The sequence below is a fragment of the Myroides odoratimimus genome, assembly GCF_004337635.1.
Lineage (GTDB): Bacteria > Bacteroidota > Bacteroidia > Flavobacteriales > Flavobacteriaceae > Flavobacterium > Flavobacterium odoratimimum.
Genome location: NZ_CP037427.1, coordinates 2,896,249 through 2,915,817, shown reverse-complemented (window position 1 = coordinate 2,915,817; position 19,569 = coordinate 2,896,249). Strand labels below are relative to the sequence as shown.

Genomic DNA, 19,569 nt, shown 5'->3' with positions numbered 1-19,569 from the left:
AAATACAAAAAAAGAGAGTATCTAGTAGATACTCTCTTTTATATGTGATATACATTCTAATCTTAAAGTTCTTTAAAGATTGTATGCATTAAACGTTTTTTATCATTGATGCTTTCTTCTAGAGAAATCATTGATTCAGTTCTGTAAACTCCTTCGATATCATCAATCATGTAAATAACTTCTTTTGCATGACGTGTGTTTTTCGCTCTAATTTTGCAGAACACGTTAAACTTACCTGTAGTTACGTGCGCTACAGTTACGAAAGGAATTTCATTAATACGCTCTAATACAAACTTAGTTTGTGACGTGTTATGTAAGAAGATTCCAATATATGCGATGAAAGCATATCCTAATTTTTCATAATCTAATGTTAAAGAAGAACCTTGGATAATTCCTGCATCTTCCATTTTCTTAACACGAACGTGAACAGTACCTGCAGAGATTAATAGTTTTTTTGCTATATCTGTAAAAGGAACTCTCGTATTGTCAATCAACATATCTAGGATTTGGTGATCGATTTCATCTAAACGAAATTTACTCATAAATCAATTATTTATCTTATTATAATCTATAATTCTGTACAATAATACTAAATAAAATTTGGATTTTCTGAAAAAAAAATAAATTTTATTATTTTTTTAATAAATAATTAACCTCTTCAGCCTTTAAATCAATAACCTCAGTTAATCTTTTATCTAGTACTTCATCAATATTTTCAATACTTTCTTTAAAAAAGAGATTTTCTTTTATACGATGATGGACAAATTTACTCTCTTTTTTAATAATATCAACAATTATAGGATAAAGTTTAACATTATCTTCTTCTAATTGCTCTAAATATTGGATTTTCACAATATAATCCTCGTCAGTTTCTTTAAGTTTGACAAATTCAATAGCTATATCATTGAAGTTTTTACTGTTTTCTGGAATACTAAAATAGGAATCTACTGTATTATTCTCATAATTTGAAGAAAATATCTCAGAAACTACCACTAGTAAGCTTCTAAATATAATCTTTCTGCTTTCTTCTCTTATATAATCCTCAGGATAATGTCCTGCTTCAAATAATATGGTTGGTATACCTAGTGATTGACAATAATCTCCAATACAATTTATATTAAACCCATCATCAAACCTTCCTACTTGTCCTGGAATTACCTTTTGAAGTTCTTTGTTCATTGACACGATTAATTTAATTGCTTTTAAGCGATTATCGTTAATCTCTCTTTCCATATTATAAGAAGGAGCTAAAAAAGAAACTGTAGCAGGTTTCCCAGTCTCTCCTACCCCAAATATTGTTCGCTGATCATGTAGGTTAAATGCATAGTCTGGTTTATACTCTTCTAATAAAGTTCTAAGCAATTTACTTTCTGGTTGACTAAGGTCAATAGAGTCTCTATTAAGGTCTACCTGATTTGCATTTACTCGAGTATAATAATGTGCTCCATCAGGGTTCAGAATAGGCACTATATAAAAGGTAAATTTAGCATACCATTCTTTAATGAAACTCTCTTTTTCTTGATGGAGTAAAAGAAGAAAATCTAATACTGCTTTTGTTGTTGTAGATTCATTTCCGTGCATCTGAGACCACATAAAAATACGCGTGCTACCAACACCCCATGTTATCGTTTTTATCGATCTTCCTTCTACTGATTTTCCTTTCTCCTCAACCTTGAAGTTTAGGTTTAAGTCATTTAAAAAATCAACAATCATGTCAGCTGTCACATATCTACCTGACACACATTTATTGGTATAGTTATCTACTAAAAAGTTATAGTTCATCCCTCTATTATTATATGATGTTACAAATGTAAATAACTTATCTTTTACATCTGTAAACAATTTAAAGTAACTCTTTGTTTACAAAAGTAACATACTTAAACCATAACTACCATCAGCAACACTTTAGAAGTTTACAAAATTAAACAACAATACCCAACCTTCTTTTTATCAGCTCATTAGGCACTATCACTTAAACACAAACTTTAGTATTGTTTACAATTCTAAATATGTATACATTTGTAATATCATAAACGATATTACATTTGTAAACACTATAACTATTTACTTCTATAAACAAAATGCTATGGATAACTTTGTAAACAGACTTGAATTTATACTTCACAACTATGACTACTCTGCCTCTTCTTTTGCAGACAAAGTTGGTGTTCAAAGGTCAAGTTTATCTCACCTTTTGTCAGGTAGAAATAAACCTAGTTTAGACTTTATTTTAAAAATAAATGAAGCTTTTCCTGAGCTAAGTTTGGAATGGTTAATCAAAGGAACGGGTAACTATTTAGAGAAAGACAATACCACTACTATCACTAAAATTATCCAAACTCCTCCTTCTACTCCAATGACCACTCCTTACTCAACTGATCTTTTTTCGGCTGAAAAAGAAGAAGAATTAGCTCCAAGTTTTGTAGAGAAAAAAGAAGAAATAACAACGGAAAAAACCACCTCTATTCACGACCAAAAAGAAGAAAATAGTACTGAAAATATTCTCCCTCATTTTGCTTTAGGATCTAATAAAGGAGAGATTGAACAGGTGATTATTTTTTATAAAGATGGAACATTTAGTCAATTTAAACCGCGATAATTCTAATCCATATCACCTAGTAAAAATTGCCGTTTTAGGTATCTAATATTTGATTTATCTTTGAAGGAAAGTTGAGCTAGAAAAAAAATGATAAAGAGAATCTTAAGTTATTTTACCCCAGTTATAGAAAAGAGAATTCCCTCAAAAGTTAGTCAGCAATTAGAAGTGACTTGGATAGACGGACACTTAGTAGTAGACACCAAACACACCAACTACTCTTACGGCAATCTAGAAAAGGTACTAAAGAATGGGCTTAGTTTTATAGGTTTTGAGAAAATCAAAAAAATGAACAAGGTGCTTATCCTTGGTCTTGGAGCAGGTGGAGTTCTAAAGACATTAAGAGATGAAGTAAAATACCAGAGTGCTATTGATAGTGTTGAGCTAGATGAAGCTATTCTATTTATTGGTAAAAAGTACTTTGATATCGAAAAGTACAACACTAACCACGTTATTCACAACATAGATGCTTTTGAATTTGTCTTGCGTTCTAAAGAACAGTATGATCTAATCATCATAGATATCTTCCAAGATGCGAGAATGCCCGACTTCTTATTTGAACGTTATTTTGTTGAGAGGCTACAAGAATTATTAACCCCAAAAGGTTTCATATTATTCAATACCATAGTACTGACAAAAGAAGATGAGACTCGTAATGAACATTTTTACACTTTATTTCCTAAAGAAAACTATTCTATTCGGTCTTATCCTAAACAACAAAAGTATAACGAACTCCTTACTATCAAGAAACTACTATAACAACTGTACTTTTAATTAGACAAACCTTGTTTTTCTAATATTACAAATAAGTATCTTTGTAATCCTGAGTTTAAAAAACGAAACAAAATGATTGAAATTAGAGAAGCTAAAACGAATCAAGAAATTAAAGAATTCGTTAAGTTCCCTTTTAAACTATATAAAGACAATAAGTACTGGGTTCCTTCTATGATTAAAGAAGAGATCAAAAGTTTTGATAGAAACAACGATATCTTCAAAACTGTAGATGTTCACTTTTACCTAGCTTATAAAAACAATGAAATTGTAGGACGAGTTGCTTGCTGTATCAATTGGACAGAAGTAAAAGATTTACACAAGCCTAAAGTGCGCTTCGGATGGTTAGAAATGATTGATGATATTGAAGTGACAAAAGCTTTAATAGACACTGTTATCGCATTCGGTAAAAGCCAAAATATGGAATATATAGAAGGCCCTATGGGATTCTCTAATATGGATAAGGCAGGAATGCTTACTAAAGGGTTTGATTATATAGCAACCATGATAGGACTATACAACTTCGAGTATTATCCACAACATATGCAACAACTTGGTTTTAAACCTGAGGCTGAATGGATTGAATACAAACTCGATATCTCTAAATTTGATAAACCGAAAATAGACAAAATGTCTTCTCTTATAAAAACGAGATACAATGTAAAAGTACTAGAGTTCAAAACGATTAAAGAACTAATGCCTTATGTTGATGAGATGTTTGCTCTATTAAACAAGACTTATGCAGACTTACAAAGCTTTGTACCTATAGAGCCTTTTCAAGTAGAGCACTATAAAAAGAAATACCTACAGTTTATTCATCCAGACTACATCTCTTGTATTATGGATGAAAATAATAAAATGATTGCTTTTGCCATTACAATGCCCTCATTCTCAAGAGCATTCCAAAAGGCTAATGGAAAACTCTTCCCTTTTGGTTTTTGGCATTTACTACAAGCAATTAAGAAAAACAGTCATGCAGAGTTCTATTTAATTGGTGTAGATCCTGAATATAGAAATAAAGGAGTAACTGCAATAATTTTTGAAGAGATATACAAGTGTTTTTCAAAACACAATATCACATTTGTCGAGACTAATCCTCTATTGGTTGAAAACAATAAAATTCAACAACTCTGGAAACAACTAGATCCAGAGATTCACAAAGAACGCAAAACATATCGACTAGATATTCAATAAATATACAAGGTTAATAGAACTCACTATTAGCCTTTTTTTAATCCGTATTTTGGGTTAAACCCGGATTAAAAGGCTTTACACTTTATTTTGAGATGATCCTTATTTGGTAAATCAAAAATAGAAGTATGAGTACACAATGCTGTAATTTCGGTATTAATGAATAAGATAATAGCGTTTTGCTTGCACTTCTTAGGGGATTCCTAGGAGTTTTCTTGGGCTTTCCTTGCCCAGAAGGTGCTTTTCTCGAAGAAAGGTGCAAGAAACCCTCAAGCAATCCTCTAATAAGTCAGAACAAAACCACCTTTAGTTTATCACTAAATACGAATAAAAAATAGAATTTTTAAATCCGATATTTGAATATTTTATCATACCATTATTTATATTGTTGTTTATTTTACTTCTTAGGTAATTGTAGTAAAATTACTTATTAATCACATTTTGGTTAATAGTAAGTATACTTTGGTTTTGTCTTTTTATCTCTCTTATCACATCATTACTAAACCCTTTATAATAAAGGTATTGCCCCTACTTTTACTTATAAAAACAAAGTGCAATTACAATCAAAAAAAATTACTTTTTCTCAATAAATATCATTTAAACTTGTCAAAATATCATATTTTTTGTATTTTTACAAAAATCAAATTTATTTAATCAAGCTTATTTAGCTATTTTATTAAAAGAGATATTCCATAGAAACACAATATTCGTTTCTATTTTTTTACTTTCAAATCAAAGGTTTTTACCTTTTCTATTTTGTCTTCATCTTTTCTGTAAAGCCTAAATAAGCATATAAACATTTTTTTATGCTTTCAATTCATAAAATAGACAAACACACCTCTACAAACGAATCACAAATCAAAGAATATGTTGATTTTCTATACCTTCATTTAGAACAATATGGAGACGAGAAACAAGATATAGAAAAAGCAATTCACTACGCTCTTTCTTATGACAACAAACCAGGTGGATTTGTATTAGTTGCCAAAAATCCAAAACAAGAGATTGTTGGTATTACAGTCTTACTAGACACCTTAATGGGAGGATTTATCCCTGAACATATTCTTGTTTATATCGCGATAGACTCTAGTGTACGTGGTCAAGGTCTAGGAGGACAATTAATAGATAGATTAAAACAAGAGGCCCACGGTTCTATTGCACTACATGTAGATAAAGATAATCCTGCTCAAAACTTATATGAACGAAAAGGCTTTGAGAAAAAATACATAGAAATGAGATTAACAAAATAGGAAGATGGCTTATATAACATTAAATCAAAGTAAATTAAAACATAATTACAACAAGCTAGATGCTCTATTTCAGGAGAAAGGAATACACTGGGCTGTTGTAGGAAAATTACTTTGTGGTGATGAGACCTTCCTCAGAGAGGTTTTAGCATTAAACCCTCAACAAATATGTGATTCTAGAGTTTCTAACTTAAGAATGATCAAACAAATTGATCCTACAGTTGAAACCATTTATATTAAACCTGCCCCTAATGGTAGTATTGAAGAAATTATTGAGTACGCAGATATCAGTTTTAATACAGAACTAGAGACGATCAAACTTCTTTCTGAAGAAGCTAAACGTCAGAATACTGTACATAAAATTGTTATTATGGTAGAACTTGGCGAACTAAGAGAAGGTGTTCTAAGAGAAGAACTGATAGACTTCTACAGCCAAGTCTTTGAACTACCTAACATTGATATTATTGGACTAGGCACTAATCTTACCTGCATGTATGGCGTATTACCTAATAATGATAAACTAATACAGCTAACGCTATTTAGAGACCTACTGGAACTCAAATTTAAAAAGACAATCCCCTATCTATCTGGTGGTGCATCTGTAACGCTTCCTTTAATATTAAATGACACTATCCCTACAGCTATTAATCACTTTAGAATTGGAGAAACCTTATTTATGGGAACCAATGCCTATGACAATGTAGCTTATCCTGATTTTGAACAGAATATCTTTATGCTTCATGCAGAAATTATTGAGCTATATGAAAAGCCGATGATGCCTGAGGGAGAAATCGGATTGAAAATGACAGGAGAGAAAGTAGAGTTAGCACCAGAATGGGAAAATAGTGTGAATTATAGAGCGATTATAGACTTAGGGTTATTAGATATAGAAGAAGACCACATTACCCCTATCAATGCTAAGCAGCAATTCGTAGGATCTAGTTCTGATATGATGGTTATGGATCTAGGAGATAACCCAGAAAACTTAAAAGTGGGTGACACGATCTCATTTCATATGAGCTATATGGGGATTCTTAGAATTATGAATTCTAATTATGTTGATAAAAGAGTAATTGGTAGAGAGTAATTCCTTTATTCGCAAATTAAAATCATGTTAAAAAAAATTGATTAAGATTTCTCTTAATTACATTTGTTTTCCTCAATCAAAACATCTTTACAATATGGTTTCAACAATTATCCCATTAGGCGGAGTAGCTCCTTCTGAATTAATAGTTGTTGTTGCAATAGCTTTATTACTTTTTGGTGGAAAGAAAATTCCAGAATTAATGAAGGGACTTGGAACAGGAATTAAAGAATTCAAACAAGCTACAAGAGAAACAAATACAACTAATGCTATTGCAAATGAAAATATTCAAGAGCAAAAAAGCAATGTTGAATCGACAAATGAACCTATTAAATAAAGGTTTTAAGCAGAAAGAGGGATATTATAATAATATCCCTCTTTTATTTTCTCTTATTTTAAAAACTCTTTTTCTAAATCTAATGGAGCAATGTAGACATTGTCCTTATACACTCTCATATTACCACCAGAAATCTCGTCTATTAAGATAATATCATTAGTAGCTTTATCTCTTCCAAACTCTAATTTGATATCATATAACTCTAAATTCTTAGTAGCTAACTCATCCTTTATAATTTGACAAATCTCTTTAGTACGAGATTTTAAAATTGCATATTCTTCTTTTGATAATATACCTAACATTTCTAATGCATCGTCAGAAATAGTTGGATCAGCTCTTTCGTCATCTTTAATGGTTACCTCTACGAAGCTATCTAGCTGTTGTCCTTCTGTACAATAAGCGCCATATCTTCTAAAGAAACTTCCTACTGCTCTGTAACGACAGATTACTTCTAATCCTTTACCAAATGGTATCGCTTCTTTTACAATCATCGATACATCTTCTATATCAGCCGAAACATAATGTGTAGGAACGCTCTTTTGTGCTAAAACTTCGAAGAAGTGTTTTGTCATTTTCAATCCACTCTTACCTGCTCCATCGATAGTTAATCCCACTGTATTTGCACCTGGATCGAATACACCATCTTCTCCTGTTACATCGTCTTTAAACTTTAAAAGAACTTGATTGTTTGATAGACTATATACATCTTTAGTCTTTCCTTGATACTTTAATGTCATTGTGTGTTAGTGTTGTTATTAAAGCTCAAAAATAAGACAAATGTCCCAACTCCAACGATTTTTCAGAAACTTTATTTATAGTAGCTATGTCTAAAACTAAACAACATAAAAAAAGCTGGAAGTAATGAATACTTCCAGCTTTTATATTTATACTTATCCCTTAAATAAGGTCGAAATCACATCTTCTACTTTCTGATCCTCCACTTCTATAACTACCTTCTTTAGGAGGCACATTCTGATACACAGTTTCAACTAATTTTAATAATCTAGACGGAGAAATTCCTTTCATGACCATATAATTAATAACTCTATCTGCTCGTCTATCAGCTAACCACTCATCATATTTAGCATTACCTCTCGTATCAAAATAAACGTGAACTCTCACTCTAGCTTCTGGATTATTATACATATAAGCTACTATCTCATCCACTGATGCTTTATTATCTGTATTTAAATAAGAACTATTAAAATCGTAATAAAAAGATGGCAATGTAGAGCTATCATAGTTTACATTAGAAGTTCTAGTTGTATTATAATCGCCACTTGCTATTGTATTACCTCTATTTTGAGATTCACTTACTACACTTGTTAATCCAAAATTAGCAACTACACCATTATCCATTTGATTCAAAAGAACCTCTGCTTTACTATAATTCTTTGCAGCTGTAGATACCTTATGAATATCTGTCATCCTTTTAGGTTCGAAAACATAAGCTCCATCTGCAGAAGTATATACTGTAGCTATTCTATCTCCTGATGAATTAAAGAATGTTACTTCTCCTTCTCCTATCGGATTATTTGTTTTTTTATCAAATACCTTACCCTCTATTTTCTGAGCAGATACAGAAATAAAACTAAATAAAGAAAGTCCTAAAGTTATTAATTGTAATTTTTTCATATCATTCTAGTATAGACTAATAAACATTATTATTCTCCTTACACAAAACTACACTTTATTTTATAATTTTTAACATTATAGTTGTTTTATTTAGAGCAATATGTTTTGTTTTTGCTTTTTACCTAACAATAAATAAATATACAAAATACAATTTCATTATTTATTCTAATTTAGATTAAAAAACTCAAATATTACACCATAGTTGTCACTTATTGTTAATTTACAAAGTCATTGTTATCGATTTCGCTTTCAAAAAAGAAACATTATTAGTAGTTATACTTCTAAATAATGAATTCAATAAAAAATCCCTTACAATCAATGAAAATAATATAAAAAAAACACCTTTTGCGAATTATTTTAATCATTTGTATAATTTTACAGCGATACAATATATTTAATTAAGAATCTAATGACAGCGGAAGAACTAAATATTATTGCAGAAAATGCTCTTAATGATCAATACAAAAAAATAATAAATCAACTAAAAGAATCTGCTATAAAAGGAAAGAACTCATGTATTATAAAGAATTTACCGACTTCTATATCGAAAAAACTAAAAGAAAAAGGCTTTGTCATCATTCCTATATATAAATATAGGTACAATTACTTCCTCTTTAAAAAGAGGAGAATAAAATATTTTTTAATCCAGTTTTAACTTGTTTTATAGATAACAGATTTTCACACCTTACTAACCTTTTACACATACCTTATCTTAAAACTGGAATAGTGTTTGTGCATTCATTATTAAACACATACAATTTTTAATAATGAGACTTTTACTTATTTTTTTTCTATATTCTTTTTACTGTTTGGGTCAGAATAAAAAGACTACAATCACTGCCTATCAAAAGAAAACTCTACAAGAAAAAAATATTGTTAGAATTATTAAAGATTCTTTAGGTAATGAATCTTATCAATTCCTAATCAAACCTAAAGCTCTTAAAGCTGAAATAGAAGAGTACTTTACTCCTCATTTTTCAAAGATTACTTCTCCTATACTAACTATCTTGAAGCATAATAATCTATACTATTTTATTTCTAATAGTAAGGATTATACTCTTATTTCTCTTGCTCATTTAGTTTCTATACCACGTGTAGAAGGCGATTACCTTATCTATGGAAGTAACCATTGTATTACACCTAAAGACAATACTAACTGCTACCCTTCCTCAGACGGATCTTCTTGTCTAGAAAAACAACCCTCATGTATAAAATTAATAAACAAGAAAAATTAAAAGCTTAGATTAAAGGACTACATTCTCTTTTATAAATAAAGAAACAAAATTCTCTTTTTCATTGTACCTTTGATTTGATTTTATATCTAATCTCTATTTTGTATTAAATAGCCTTAGATTGATTTAAATTCATTTACTTATTTCATACACTTTATTAATATGCTTAGACCTTGGCCCTTACAAATTCAAATTATTAATACTGAAAAAAAAGCTATCTATCTCCAAATAGCTGACGCTATTATAGAAGCTATAAAAACAGGTCAACTAAAAGAGGAAGAAGCCCTACCAGGAAGTAGAAAGTTAGCAGAAATCTTAGGAGTAAATAGAAATACAGTTATAGAAGCCTATGATGTCTTATTAAGTGAAGGTTGGATTATGTCCAAATCGCGTAGTGGAACTTACGTCTCTAAACTTGCTGACATAAATATAACTCCTCTCAATAAAATTCCTATAAAAAAAGAAAGTAAATCAACTATTCAATACAATATCACCGTTGATGATGGAAACCCTGATACTTCTATTGCTCCTGTTGAAGAATTAGCAAGAGCTTATCGCCAAATATTTAAGCGAAAAGGAAAGTGGCAGATGATGGGATACTCATCTCCTCTAGGATTATTTGAGTTTAGAGAACATATTAGTAAAATGCTAAATCATTGGCGAGGTATGCAAGTAACTGCCGAAGAAATATGTATTTCTAGAGGAAGTCAAATGGCAATGTACCTTATCGCTCAAGTACTACTAAAGAAAGATGACTATATTATAGTAGAACATCCTGGATATAGAAAAGCATGGCACACATTTGAGCATGCTGGAGCAAAATTGTTATATGCTAATGTAGATGAACAAGGAATTGATATCAATCAAGTCGAAAGTCTTTTAAAAGAAAACAAAAGAATTAAAGCTATTTATATTACTCCTCACCACCAATATCCAACTACAGCAACCCTTAGTTTACAGAGAAGATATAAGCTGATAGAGCTCTCTAACTTGTATAACTTTACTATTATAGAAGATGATTACGACTATGAATTTCATTACGGACATAGACCCGTTATGCCGATTAGTAGTCTTCCGAATGTACTAAACTACGTATATATAGGAACATTAAGTAAAGTCGTAGCTCCTTCTCTACGTATCGGTTATATAGCGACTAACAATGATCTGATTCAAAAAATAGGTGAACTAAGAAGTATCATCGATGTACAAGGTGATAATATCATGGAACAAGCTATCTTACAATTAATGGATGACGGGACCATAAGAAAACATTTAAAAAAAGCACATAACTACTATAAAAGCAAGAGAGATATAACTGCCGATTTACTAGATAAAAACCTTAAAGAACAAGTAAATTATACAATCGCTGATGGAGGGTTAGCAATATGGTTAGTTCCTAAAAAAGAAACAGATTGGGACAAACTCAAAAAGAAACTAGACCTAGATAAAATTGCTTTTATGGGACCTGAAAGGTTCTCCTATAGTGATAAATTACAAGGGATACGGTTTAGTTTTGGATCATTGTCAGAACGACAAATAGAAGAAGCTATACTATGCTTAAAAAGACATTTATAACAAAAATAAATTCCTTTAGTAAAGACTTTACTAAAGGAATTTATTTTTGTTATAATCATTGGTATTATTTACGCAATGCTTTTTTAACTGCAGGAGCAATTTTAGTACCTAATAGCTCTATATTTTTCATCTGTGTTAAGTGATCAGGCGCTCCTAAATCACTGTGCATTAACCAACGTGTTAACCCAAACATCTCTTGATGATATAAAATCTTATCTACTACTTGATCCACATCTCCTATGAATAAAGCACCGTCTCTACTTCTTCCTCCTTCATACTGCTCATAAGTGTAAGGTTGCCATCCACGTGATGCCCCAATTCTATCCATCTGTTCTTTATATACAGGGAAATAATCTTTAGCTAAAGCATTTCCGTCTACTCCTACTAATCCATGTGAGTGCGTAGCGATCTGCATTTTACTAATATCATGACCCGCATTAATATACTCTTGTTTATAGTAGTCAAAGAATGGTTTATACTGTTCTGGCATTCCACCAATAATAGCGAACACAAGAGGCAATCCTAATTTAGCCGCTCTTAATACAGACTCTGGTGTTCCTCCTGCTGCAATCCATACATCCATTGGCTGTTCACTTCTTGGGAAAACCTGCTGTTCTTTTAGAGAAGCTCTGTGTTTTCCTGTCCAGGTCAATGGACCATCTATTGCATTGATATTCAACAATAAATTAAGTTTTTCTGTAAACAACTCATTGTAATCATTAAGATCATATCCAAACAAAGGGAATGACTCTATAAAACTTCCACGTCCTACTGTAATCTCTGCTCTACCATTAGACATAGCGTTTATAGTAGAGAACGATTGATATACACGTACAGGATCATTAGAGCTCAATACAGTAACAGCACTCGTCAACTTGATATTCTTAGTTACTGTAGCTGCACCAGCTAATATAATATCTGGAGTAGAGACTGCGTAATCTTTACGGTGATGTTCTCCTATACCGAAAACATCCAATCCTACTTCATCCATTAACTTAACTTCTTCTATAATCTCATTTATACGTTGTGTACTTGACTGATAACTATTGTTTTGTTTGTCGAATTTTAAATCCCCAAACATGCTAATTCCTATTTCCATCTTTATCATTTTTTATTATACTATAAAATTACTCCTATTAATATGGATTATACTTAATCTATATTAAGATATGCACAGCCAGATATTGTCAATAATGCTCTAGCCCTGTATAAAAGCTTAATATTATTCAAAGAAAATGACCAAAAAGGCATTTTAAGTTAAAAAAACAGCTTATTCAAACATAAAAGTATTACAGTTTTCTACATTTAATTAAAGAACTTAATCTCTTTTAGTATAATTTGAAGTTGTAAGAGATATAGATTAACAATCAAAAAGTTTTATTCGCAAAAAGGACACTTTTAGTAAGTTTTAGCGTCAAATTAGGAAATTATACTGTGCTTTTTTTATACTTTTGTCCTACAAGATTGATAATAATAAGTTTTAGAAGTATAAATACTAGATTCTTTAATACTCCTTACTTATTACAAGTAAATCTTACGTCTTATCTGATTAAGACACTATCATTCAGTATTTTATTATTTTTCAATAAAGCTGAATGCTAAATAAGAACTATCATAGAACATAACGTTCTATTTAAGTTATAATGTTGTTTCCTATTATGAAAGCTCTATTGTTGTTGATAGAGCTTTTTTTTATTGTATCCTATAGTAATTTTTAAACGTTACTAAAACAGCAAAATTACTTTGATTATCAATAAGTAATATATCCTTAAAGATCATTAAAAATTAGAAAACTAAGTGCATGTTCTTCGGGAGTTTATTGGGCAGTCTTTGGATGCTCTTCGGAAAACTGCCCCTCAGTCCGAACAAATACTGAACTCTTCCGAAGAGCTTCCGAATAAATGGGTGTATCAAAAACTCATAAATACTGGTAATGAGGTATTTATGATTTAATAAATGGAAATAAATAGACTTTTTTGGAAATATTGAGAAATATTTGGAAAAGAATGGAAGAAAATGGAAAAAAGTGGAAGTAAGCACTTTTTCTTCGAAAGAAATAGCTAAACAACTATTTCTTTCTTCAACTCTTAAAATATTGAAAGCTCTACCAAATACTCTATCAAGATTAGTTTAATATTTCTTTGCTATCCATCATAAAACAAAGATATTGTTTTAAACCCAGATTAAGCGATAAACATAGAAACGAAAAGTAATTATACAAAATAGCTCTGAATTTAAGAAAAAAGCATACTGTAGTATGGTTTTAGAAGAAATGAAAGAGATATGAAGTAGAATTGCTTTGCAGTCTTTGGCTAATGCTTAATCTGGGTTAAACTTTCCTTCTCGACTTTTACAGTCAATCTAATATAACAAGAAGTTTATTAGAACCATTTTCTCCATTTAAAATAACTTATCATGAGAACAACCAAGCCTAACATTACCCATAAAGTATAGAAATAACCATTCTCTGTTTTTAATTCTGGCATATTCTCAAAGTTCATTCCATACACCCCAACAATAAATGTTAGCGGAATAAAGACTACAGATACAATAGTCAATACCTTCATGATTTCATTCATTCGATTGCTCTGAGAAGAGAAATAATAGTTGGTAGCACTATCTAGTTTGTTTAGATTATAATCTATCTGATCGAGCATTTCATAGCTTTTATACTGTAATCGGTCAAAGAAAACAATACTATTTCTACTGATTTGACTCTCTACATTCTTTTTATCATGCTGTGTTTTTAGGTTGTATAGCACTTCTCTTAACGGTATAATAGCTCGTTTTACCTCTTGTAGTTGTTGAGTATATTCTTCTATACTTACCAGAATTTGCTTGTGATATTTAGTTCTAGCCTCTAAAAGAATCTGTTCTACATTATCTTCTATCAAGTCTAAGGTTACAAAATAACTCTCCATTAAAGAATCTAGTAATCCATATAATAGATATCCTGAATCTTTTCTTCTTATTTGTCCTGTTTTGGTTCTAATACGCTCTCTGATCAAATTAAAGAAGGCTCCTCTTTTCTCTTGAAATGACAACAGTACATTCTCTTGGAGGATAAAGCTTATCTGTTCTATCCCTACTAGAATATCTTCATTAGAAGACGGCAAAATGGCCTTAACGCTAAAGAACAGTGTATTATCTAACTCCTCTACTCTTGTTCTTCTAGAGAAATTTAGAATCTCTGCCATGATATAAGATTCTATATGAAAAAAACTTCCAACTTCTTTTAATAAATCTATATCATGTAGTCCATGTAGATTAAACCACTTTATAGCATTAGGAGATGCTGCTAATAATATCTCTTCTATTTCCTTCAAACTTAAATCATTGTACTCCTCGAATGTATTCTCATCGTAGATAAACAATTGCATAGAAATAGGTACCTCTGGAAAAGAACCTGCATATTCTAGAGAATTTGGTTGAAGTTTTCTAGTTTTCTTATATTTAACTCGTCTCACATTTTGTAAATTTGCTTAAAGATAAAAGTTTTTAGACTTTTATCTCATTTATAAGCCTAAAAAAACAACTCAAACAAATATGAAAACACTAATTAAGAATATAAAAGAAATACTACAAGTTAGAAATGAAGCTATAGAGAAAGTATCTGGTGCAGATATGGCAACTTTACCTAAGCTAGACAATGCATATCTAATTATAGAACACGACTTGATAGCGGATTATGGTACGATGGATACTTGTCCTAATGAAAGTGAAATGGATCAAGTAATAGATGCTACTGGGAAAACCATCTTACCTACATGGGTAGATAGTCACACACACTTAGTCTATGCTGGTAATAGAGAATTAGAGTTCGTAGACCGCATCAATGGGCTTAGTTATGAAGAAATCTTCAACAGAGGAGGTGGAATCTTAAACTCTGCAAAAAAACTACAAGAAACTTCAGAAGAAGATTTATATGAACAATCGCGCAAACGTTTAGAAGAAGTAATCAGTCAAGGTACTGGAGCTGTTGAAATAAAATCAGGATACGGATTAACAGTAGAAGCTGAGCTTAAGATGCTACGCGTGATTAAAAAACTAAAAGAAAACTACCCTATAGCCATTAAAGCTACTTTCTTAGGTGCTCACGCCTTCCCTACTGAATATAAAGATAACCACCAGGGATATATCGACCTTATAGTCAATGAAATGATTCCAGCTATTGCTAAAGAAAACTTAGCTGAGTATGTAGACGCTTTCTTAGAGACAGGTTATTTCTCTTGTGAAGAGACAGAGCGTATCATTAAAGCAGGACAAGAACACGGGCTTATTGCTAAAGTACATGTTAACCAGTTTACTGCTATTGGAGGAATCGAAACTTGTGTAAAAAACGGTGCTCTATCAGTAGATCATCTAGAAATAGTAACAGACGAAGATATCGAAATTCTAAAAGGAAGCAAAACAATGCCTGTAGCCTTACCTACATGTTCTTTCTTTATTTCTATTCCTTATACTCCTGCTAGAAAGATGTTAGAAGCAGGTCTACCACTAGCTTTAGCTTCTGATTCTAATCCTGGTACTACACCGTCTGGAAATATGAACTTTGTCGTAGCTACAGCATGTATCAAAATGAAAATGACTCCTGAAGAAGCGATTAATGCAGCTACAATAAATGGAGCTTATGCAATGGGACTACAACAAGAGTACGGTAGTATAACAAAAGGTAAAAAAGCTAGTTTAATTATCACAAAACCACTAAATTCATTTTATGAATTACCTTATGCTTTTGGTTCTAACCTTATAGATCAGGTAATTCTAAATGGACAAATACAAAAATAAAAGATACCCTAGTATCAATTGCATCACAACAACATCGCTATGAACAAACAAAAACTAGTGTTATTTAAGAAAACTGATTTGGTTGCCTTGACCAAATTCAGAAGTGGGGAAATCAAATTTGGTGAAAGAGTTCACACTTTAGAATCAGAAGAGAATTGGCATAATGAATTAACCGCTACAGACGCTAAATATGCTATTATTGGTATTCCTGAAGATATAGGTGTAAAAGCTAATCTAGGCCGTACAGGTACTTCTTCTGCTTGGCAAAATTTCTTAAACAGCCTTTTAAATATTCAACACAACAGATTCTGTAAAGGAAGTTGGACTACGTTAATTGGCCATTTAGATTTCAGTGAAGAACAAAAAGAAGCAGAACAACTAGACCCCAATAATAGAGAAGATCGCAAAAGACTCTTCGAATTAGTGTCTCGTATAGATAAAGAAGTATCACATACCATCGCTAAAATTGTAAAGGCAGGCAAAATACCTATTGTTATAGGTGGTGGACATAATAATGCTTATGGTAATATTAAAGGACTTGCCTTAGCCAAGGGCAAAGCCATTAATGTAATCAACTTTGATGCGCATACAGATTTTAGACCACTAGAAGGAAGACATAGTGGTAACGGGTTTTCTTATGCATTCGAAGAAGGTTTTTTAAAGAACTATTTTATCTTCGGTCTTCATGAGAACTATACTTCTAAGACTGTTTTTGGGGATATAAAACTTCATGCAGACCGCGTTAAGTATAATACTTATGAGCAAATACGCATTCGCAAAGAGAAATCTTTTGACACCGAATTACTAACTGCTCAACGACATATCGAAAACAATACTTATGGTATCGAAATAGATTTAGATGCTGTACCACTAGTAGCTAGTAGTGCTATCACGCCTACAGGGTTCTCTGCTGAGAGGTTGAGACAGTTCATACACTACTTTGCTAAATCTAAGAATGTTGGATATCTTCACATCTGTGAAGGGGCTCCTTCTTTAGATTTCGAGCAGAACAGTCATCTTGTAGGGAAGTTAATCACTTATTTAGTAACAGATTTTATCAAATCAAATACAGAAAAAATTTAGTCTTGAATATATTACTTGTAGAAGACGATTCTCGCATCAGTGACTTTATCGTCAAAGGTTTAAAGGAAAATGGTATGCAAGTACAACTTGCTGCTTCTGGAGAAGAAGCTAGAGATCTTATTCTCAGTGCTGATTGGGATCTTATCTTAATGGATATAATGCTTCCAGGTATAGATGGTATTCAGTTAACCAAAATGATTCGTTTTAAAAAGAACTATACCCCTATACTGATGTTAAGCGCTCTAAGCGAAACCACTGATAAGATATCTGCTCTAGACAGTGGTGCTGATGACTACTTAACAAAGCCTTTTCACTTTAGCGAATTACTATCGAGAATTAATGCCTTAACAAGACGAACTAAATTTAATTACGAAAAAAAAGACCATATCTATATCTGTGGTGATTTAAAACTAGACCCTGAAAAACATCTAGTCACACAAGGAGATAAAACAATAGATCTGTCACCTAGAGAATACAAATTATTACTTTTCTTATTAGAAAATAAAGATCGCGTAGTCTCTAGGATGCAGATTCTAGAACGAGTATGGGGAATACAATTTGATACCAATACCAATGTAGTAGATGTCTATATTTCTTATCTAAGAAGTAAAATAGATGATTCTAAAGGAAAAATAATACACACCATAAAAGGAACTGGCTATATGCTACAAGAATGATATGAATTTACGCACTCGTCTTACCACCTACAGTACTATAGTATTTGGCATAGTATTTTTTATTGCATCACTTATTATATTCTTAGCTTACTTCTCTAAGACACAAGAGTCTGTGTTTAGTAATCTGAAGAATACTACCCTCCTATCTGCAATATATTACTTAGAACAAGACGAACTATCTCATACAGAACATTCTGTTGTAAAAGAGGAGTTTAGAGCTACCATTCAATCTAAAAATGTAGCTGTATATAACTTTAGTAATCAGTTATCCTATGGAGCTCTAGTTAATGATCCTGTACTGACAAACGCTATTTTAAGCAAAACTAGAACAGATAAATCACATCGATTTAAAGCAAATGATTTTTTTTATTACGGAATATATTACCCTGATAACCAAGGGGATTTCGTAGTATATACGAGAGAGTCTACAGCTGACTTTCTGAATCAGATGAAAAGTCTTATTTTTATTCTATGCATTGTACTTGTGGGAGGTTTACTAGCTATTTATTTTTTAAGTAAATACATCTCTAATATCGCCTATAAACCCCTTAAGAATATTGTGCAACAGGTAAATGAGGTAAACTACTCTAATCTAGAAAACGGTATAGAAGTACCGAAAACAAATGATGAATTAGAAGAATTAATCTCTACTTATAACAACCTACTAATCAGACTATCTGAAACATTCTTGATTCAAAAGAACTTTATTAACTATGTCTCTCATGAGTTTAAAACTCCCCTTACTGCTATCAGTGGTAACCTAGAAGTTTTTGCTCAGAAAGAACGTTCTCCTGAAGAATATAATCAAGTAGTCAAGGAGGCTTTAAAAAATGTGTACAAGATAGAGAATATCTTAAGTAATCTTCTTTTATTATCAGGTCTAAAGAATACGGATAAAGACGCTAGTCTATTCAGAATAGATGAGATAATCTGGAATATATATGAAGCATTACAGGATAAGCTAACAGAACTACAGACTACCTTAGAGATAAATATCAATGTAGATGATTTCACTAAACTAGAGTATAAAGGTAACGAAACTCTAATCCATCTAGCATTATACAATATTGTCGAAAATGCTGTAAAATACTCTAATAGCAAACCTGTTTCAGTAGAGCTGTCTCTACATAACAATAGGCTACAACTAGAGGTAAAAGACCATGGAAAAGGTATCTCAGAAGAAGAACTTACTTTTATAAAACAAACATTCTACAGAGGTAAAAATGTCGGAGATATTAAAGGAAGTGGTATAGGACTGTCCCTTGCTACTATCATCTTTGAACAACATCACATTAAATTCGACATTATTTCTCAGTTAGAACAAGGGACAATTATTACTTTAACATTTTAAAG

The 19,569-nt window shown here is 31.3% G+C and carries 19 protein-coding genes; 13 read left to right on the top strand and 6 right to left on the bottom strand.

The window, feature by feature from the left end; translation table 11 throughout:
• Positions 1 to 62: 62 nt before the first annotated feature.
• Positions 63 to 542, bottom strand: a complete 480-nt coding sequence (locus E0Z07_RS13135; RefSeq protein WP_006258948.1) for an Lrp/AsnC family transcriptional regulator — start codon at positions 540 to 542, stop codon at positions 63 to 65.
• A gap of 88 nt (positions 543 to 630) precedes the next feature.
• On the bottom strand, positions 631 to 1,782 hold the full coding sequence (locus E0Z07_RS13130; RefSeq protein WP_071307647.1) for a M14 family metallopeptidase: 1,152 nt from the start codon (positions 1,780 to 1,782) through the stop codon (positions 631 to 633).
• A 304-nt stretch (positions 1,783 to 2,086) separates the two neighbouring features.
• On the opposite strand from E0Z07_RS13130, the gene E0Z07_RS13125 reads away from it, so the two are divergent.
• The 6 genes from E0Z07_RS13125 (at position 2,087) to E0Z07_RS13100 (ending at position 7,226) form a co-directional block, all read left to right on the top strand.
• A complete protein-coding gene (locus E0Z07_RS13125) occupies positions 2,087 to 2,599 on the top strand; it encodes a helix-turn-helix domain-containing protein (protein ID WP_006265227.1) in 513 nt (170 codons plus the stop codon).
• Positions 2,600 to 2,686: 87 nt separating this feature from the next.
• Positions 2,687 to 3,355, top strand: a complete 669-nt coding sequence (locus E0Z07_RS13120) for a spermidine synthase (RefSeq protein ID WP_006265226.1) — start codon at positions 2,687 to 2,689, stop codon at positions 3,353 to 3,355.
• Positions 3,356 to 3,442: 87 nt separating this feature from the next.
• Positions 3,443 to 4,561, top strand: a complete 1,119-nt coding sequence (locus E0Z07_RS13115) for a GNAT family N-acetyltransferase (protein WP_006258953.1) — start codon at positions 3,443 to 3,445, stop codon at positions 4,559 to 4,561.
• A gap of 803 nt (positions 4,562 to 5,364) precedes the next feature.
• The gene (locus tag E0Z07_RS13110) at positions 5,365 to 5,808 is read left to right on the top strand and encodes a GNAT family N-acetyltransferase (protein WP_006263519.1); all 444 of its coding nucleotides are present in this window, start codon (positions 5,365 to 5,367) and stop codon (positions 5,806 to 5,808) included.
• A gap of 4 nt (positions 5,809 to 5,812) precedes the next feature.
• Positions 5,813 to 6,892 (top strand): alanine racemase, encoded by a 1,080-nt coding sequence (locus E0Z07_RS13105; RefSeq protein ID WP_006263518.1) that lies wholly within the window; start codon positions 5,813 to 5,815, stop codon positions 6,890 to 6,892.
• Between the two features lie 94 nt (positions 6,893 to 6,986).
• Positions 6,987 to 7,226: a Sec-independent protein translocase subunit TatA/TatB gene (locus E0Z07_RS13100; RefSeq protein ID WP_006261141.1), complete on the top strand. Its 240-nt coding sequence runs from the start codon at positions 6,987 to 6,989 to the stop codon at positions 7,224 to 7,226.
• Between the two features lie 53 nt (positions 7,227 to 7,279).
• Here the strand turns inward: E0Z07_RS13100 and E0Z07_RS13095 are convergent, their stop codons facing one another.
• Positions 7,280 to 7,963 (bottom strand): phosphoribosylaminoimidazolesuccinocarboxamide synthase, encoded by a 684-nt coding sequence (locus E0Z07_RS13095; protein ID WP_006261140.1) that lies wholly within the window; start codon positions 7,961 to 7,963, stop codon positions 7,280 to 7,282.
• 160 nt (positions 7,964 to 8,123) lie between these two features.
• Positions 8,124 to 8,861: an OmpA family protein gene (locus tag E0Z07_RS13090; protein WP_006265225.1), complete on the bottom strand. Its 738-nt coding sequence runs from the start codon at positions 8,859 to 8,861 to the stop codon at positions 8,124 to 8,126.
• A gap of 409 nt (positions 8,862 to 9,270) precedes the next feature.
• Here E0Z07_RS13090 and E0Z07_RS13085 point away from each other — a divergent pair, with 409 nt between their 5' ends.
• The 3 genes from E0Z07_RS13085 to pdxR all read left to right on the top strand — a co-directional run bounded on the left by E0Z07_RS13085 (position 9,271) and on the right by pdxR (position 11,668).
• Positions 9,271 to 9,516 carry a hypothetical protein gene (locus E0Z07_RS13085; RefSeq protein ID WP_006258960.1) on the top strand — a complete coding sequence of 82 codons (246 nt, stop codon included), beginning with the start codon at positions 9,271 to 9,273 and terminating at the stop codon, positions 9,514 to 9,516.
• A gap of 154 nt (positions 9,517 to 9,670) precedes the next feature.
• Positions 9,671 to 10,096, top strand: coding sequence for a hypothetical protein (locus tag E0Z07_RS13080; protein ID WP_225581547.1), 426 nt, complete (start codon positions 9,671 to 9,673; stop codon positions 10,094 to 10,096).
• Between the two features lie 159 nt (positions 10,097 to 10,255).
• Complete coding sequence (gene pdxR / locus E0Z07_RS13075; RefSeq protein ID WP_006263515.1) at positions 10,256 to 11,668, top strand: MocR-like pyridoxine biosynthesis transcription factor PdxR; 1,413 nt, start codon at positions 10,256 to 10,258, stop codon at positions 11,666 to 11,668.
• A gap of 64 nt (positions 11,669 to 11,732) precedes the next feature.
• Here the strand turns inward: pdxR and E0Z07_RS13070 are convergent, their stop codons facing one another.
• Positions 11,733 to 12,767, bottom strand: a complete 1,035-nt coding sequence (locus tag E0Z07_RS13070) for an LLM class flavin-dependent oxidoreductase (RefSeq protein ID WP_006263514.1) — start codon at positions 12,765 to 12,767, stop codon at positions 11,733 to 11,735.
• Positions 12,768 to 14,049: 1,282 nt separating this feature from the next.
• Positions 14,050 to 15,135 (bottom strand): magnesium/cobalt transporter CorA, encoded by a 1,086-nt coding sequence (corA, locus tag E0Z07_RS13065; protein ID WP_006263513.1) that lies wholly within the window; start codon positions 15,133 to 15,135, stop codon positions 14,050 to 14,052.
• Positions 15,136 to 15,214: 79 nt separating this feature from the next.
• On the opposite strand from corA, the gene hutI reads away from it, so the two are divergent.
• Genes hutI through E0Z07_RS13045 form a run of 4 tightly spaced genes read left to right on the top strand, consistent with a single transcriptional unit; the run spans position 15,215 to position 19,567 of the window.
• Positions 15,215 to 16,456, top strand: a complete 1,242-nt coding sequence (hutI, locus tag E0Z07_RS13060; RefSeq protein ID WP_006263512.1) for an imidazolonepropionase — start codon at positions 15,215 to 15,217, stop codon at positions 16,454 to 16,456.
• Positions 16,457 to 16,495: 39 nt separating this feature from the next.
• Positions 16,496 to 17,539: a formimidoylglutamase gene (locus E0Z07_RS13055; RefSeq protein WP_006263511.1), complete on the top strand. Its 1,044-nt coding sequence runs from the start codon at positions 16,496 to 16,498 to the stop codon at positions 17,537 to 17,539.
• Between the two features lie 2 nt (positions 17,540 to 17,541).
• Positions 17,542 to 18,216, top strand: a complete 675-nt coding sequence (locus tag E0Z07_RS13050; RefSeq protein WP_006265222.1) for a response regulator transcription factor — start codon at positions 17,542 to 17,544, stop codon at positions 18,214 to 18,216.
• Position 18,217: 1 nt separating this feature from the next.
• Positions 18,218 to 19,567 carry a HAMP domain-containing sensor histidine kinase gene (locus E0Z07_RS13045; protein WP_006265221.1) on the top strand — a complete coding sequence of 450 codons (1,350 nt, stop codon included), beginning with the start codon at positions 18,218 to 18,220 and terminating at the stop codon, positions 19,565 to 19,567.
• Positions 19,568 to 19,569 lie beyond the last annotated feature (2 nt).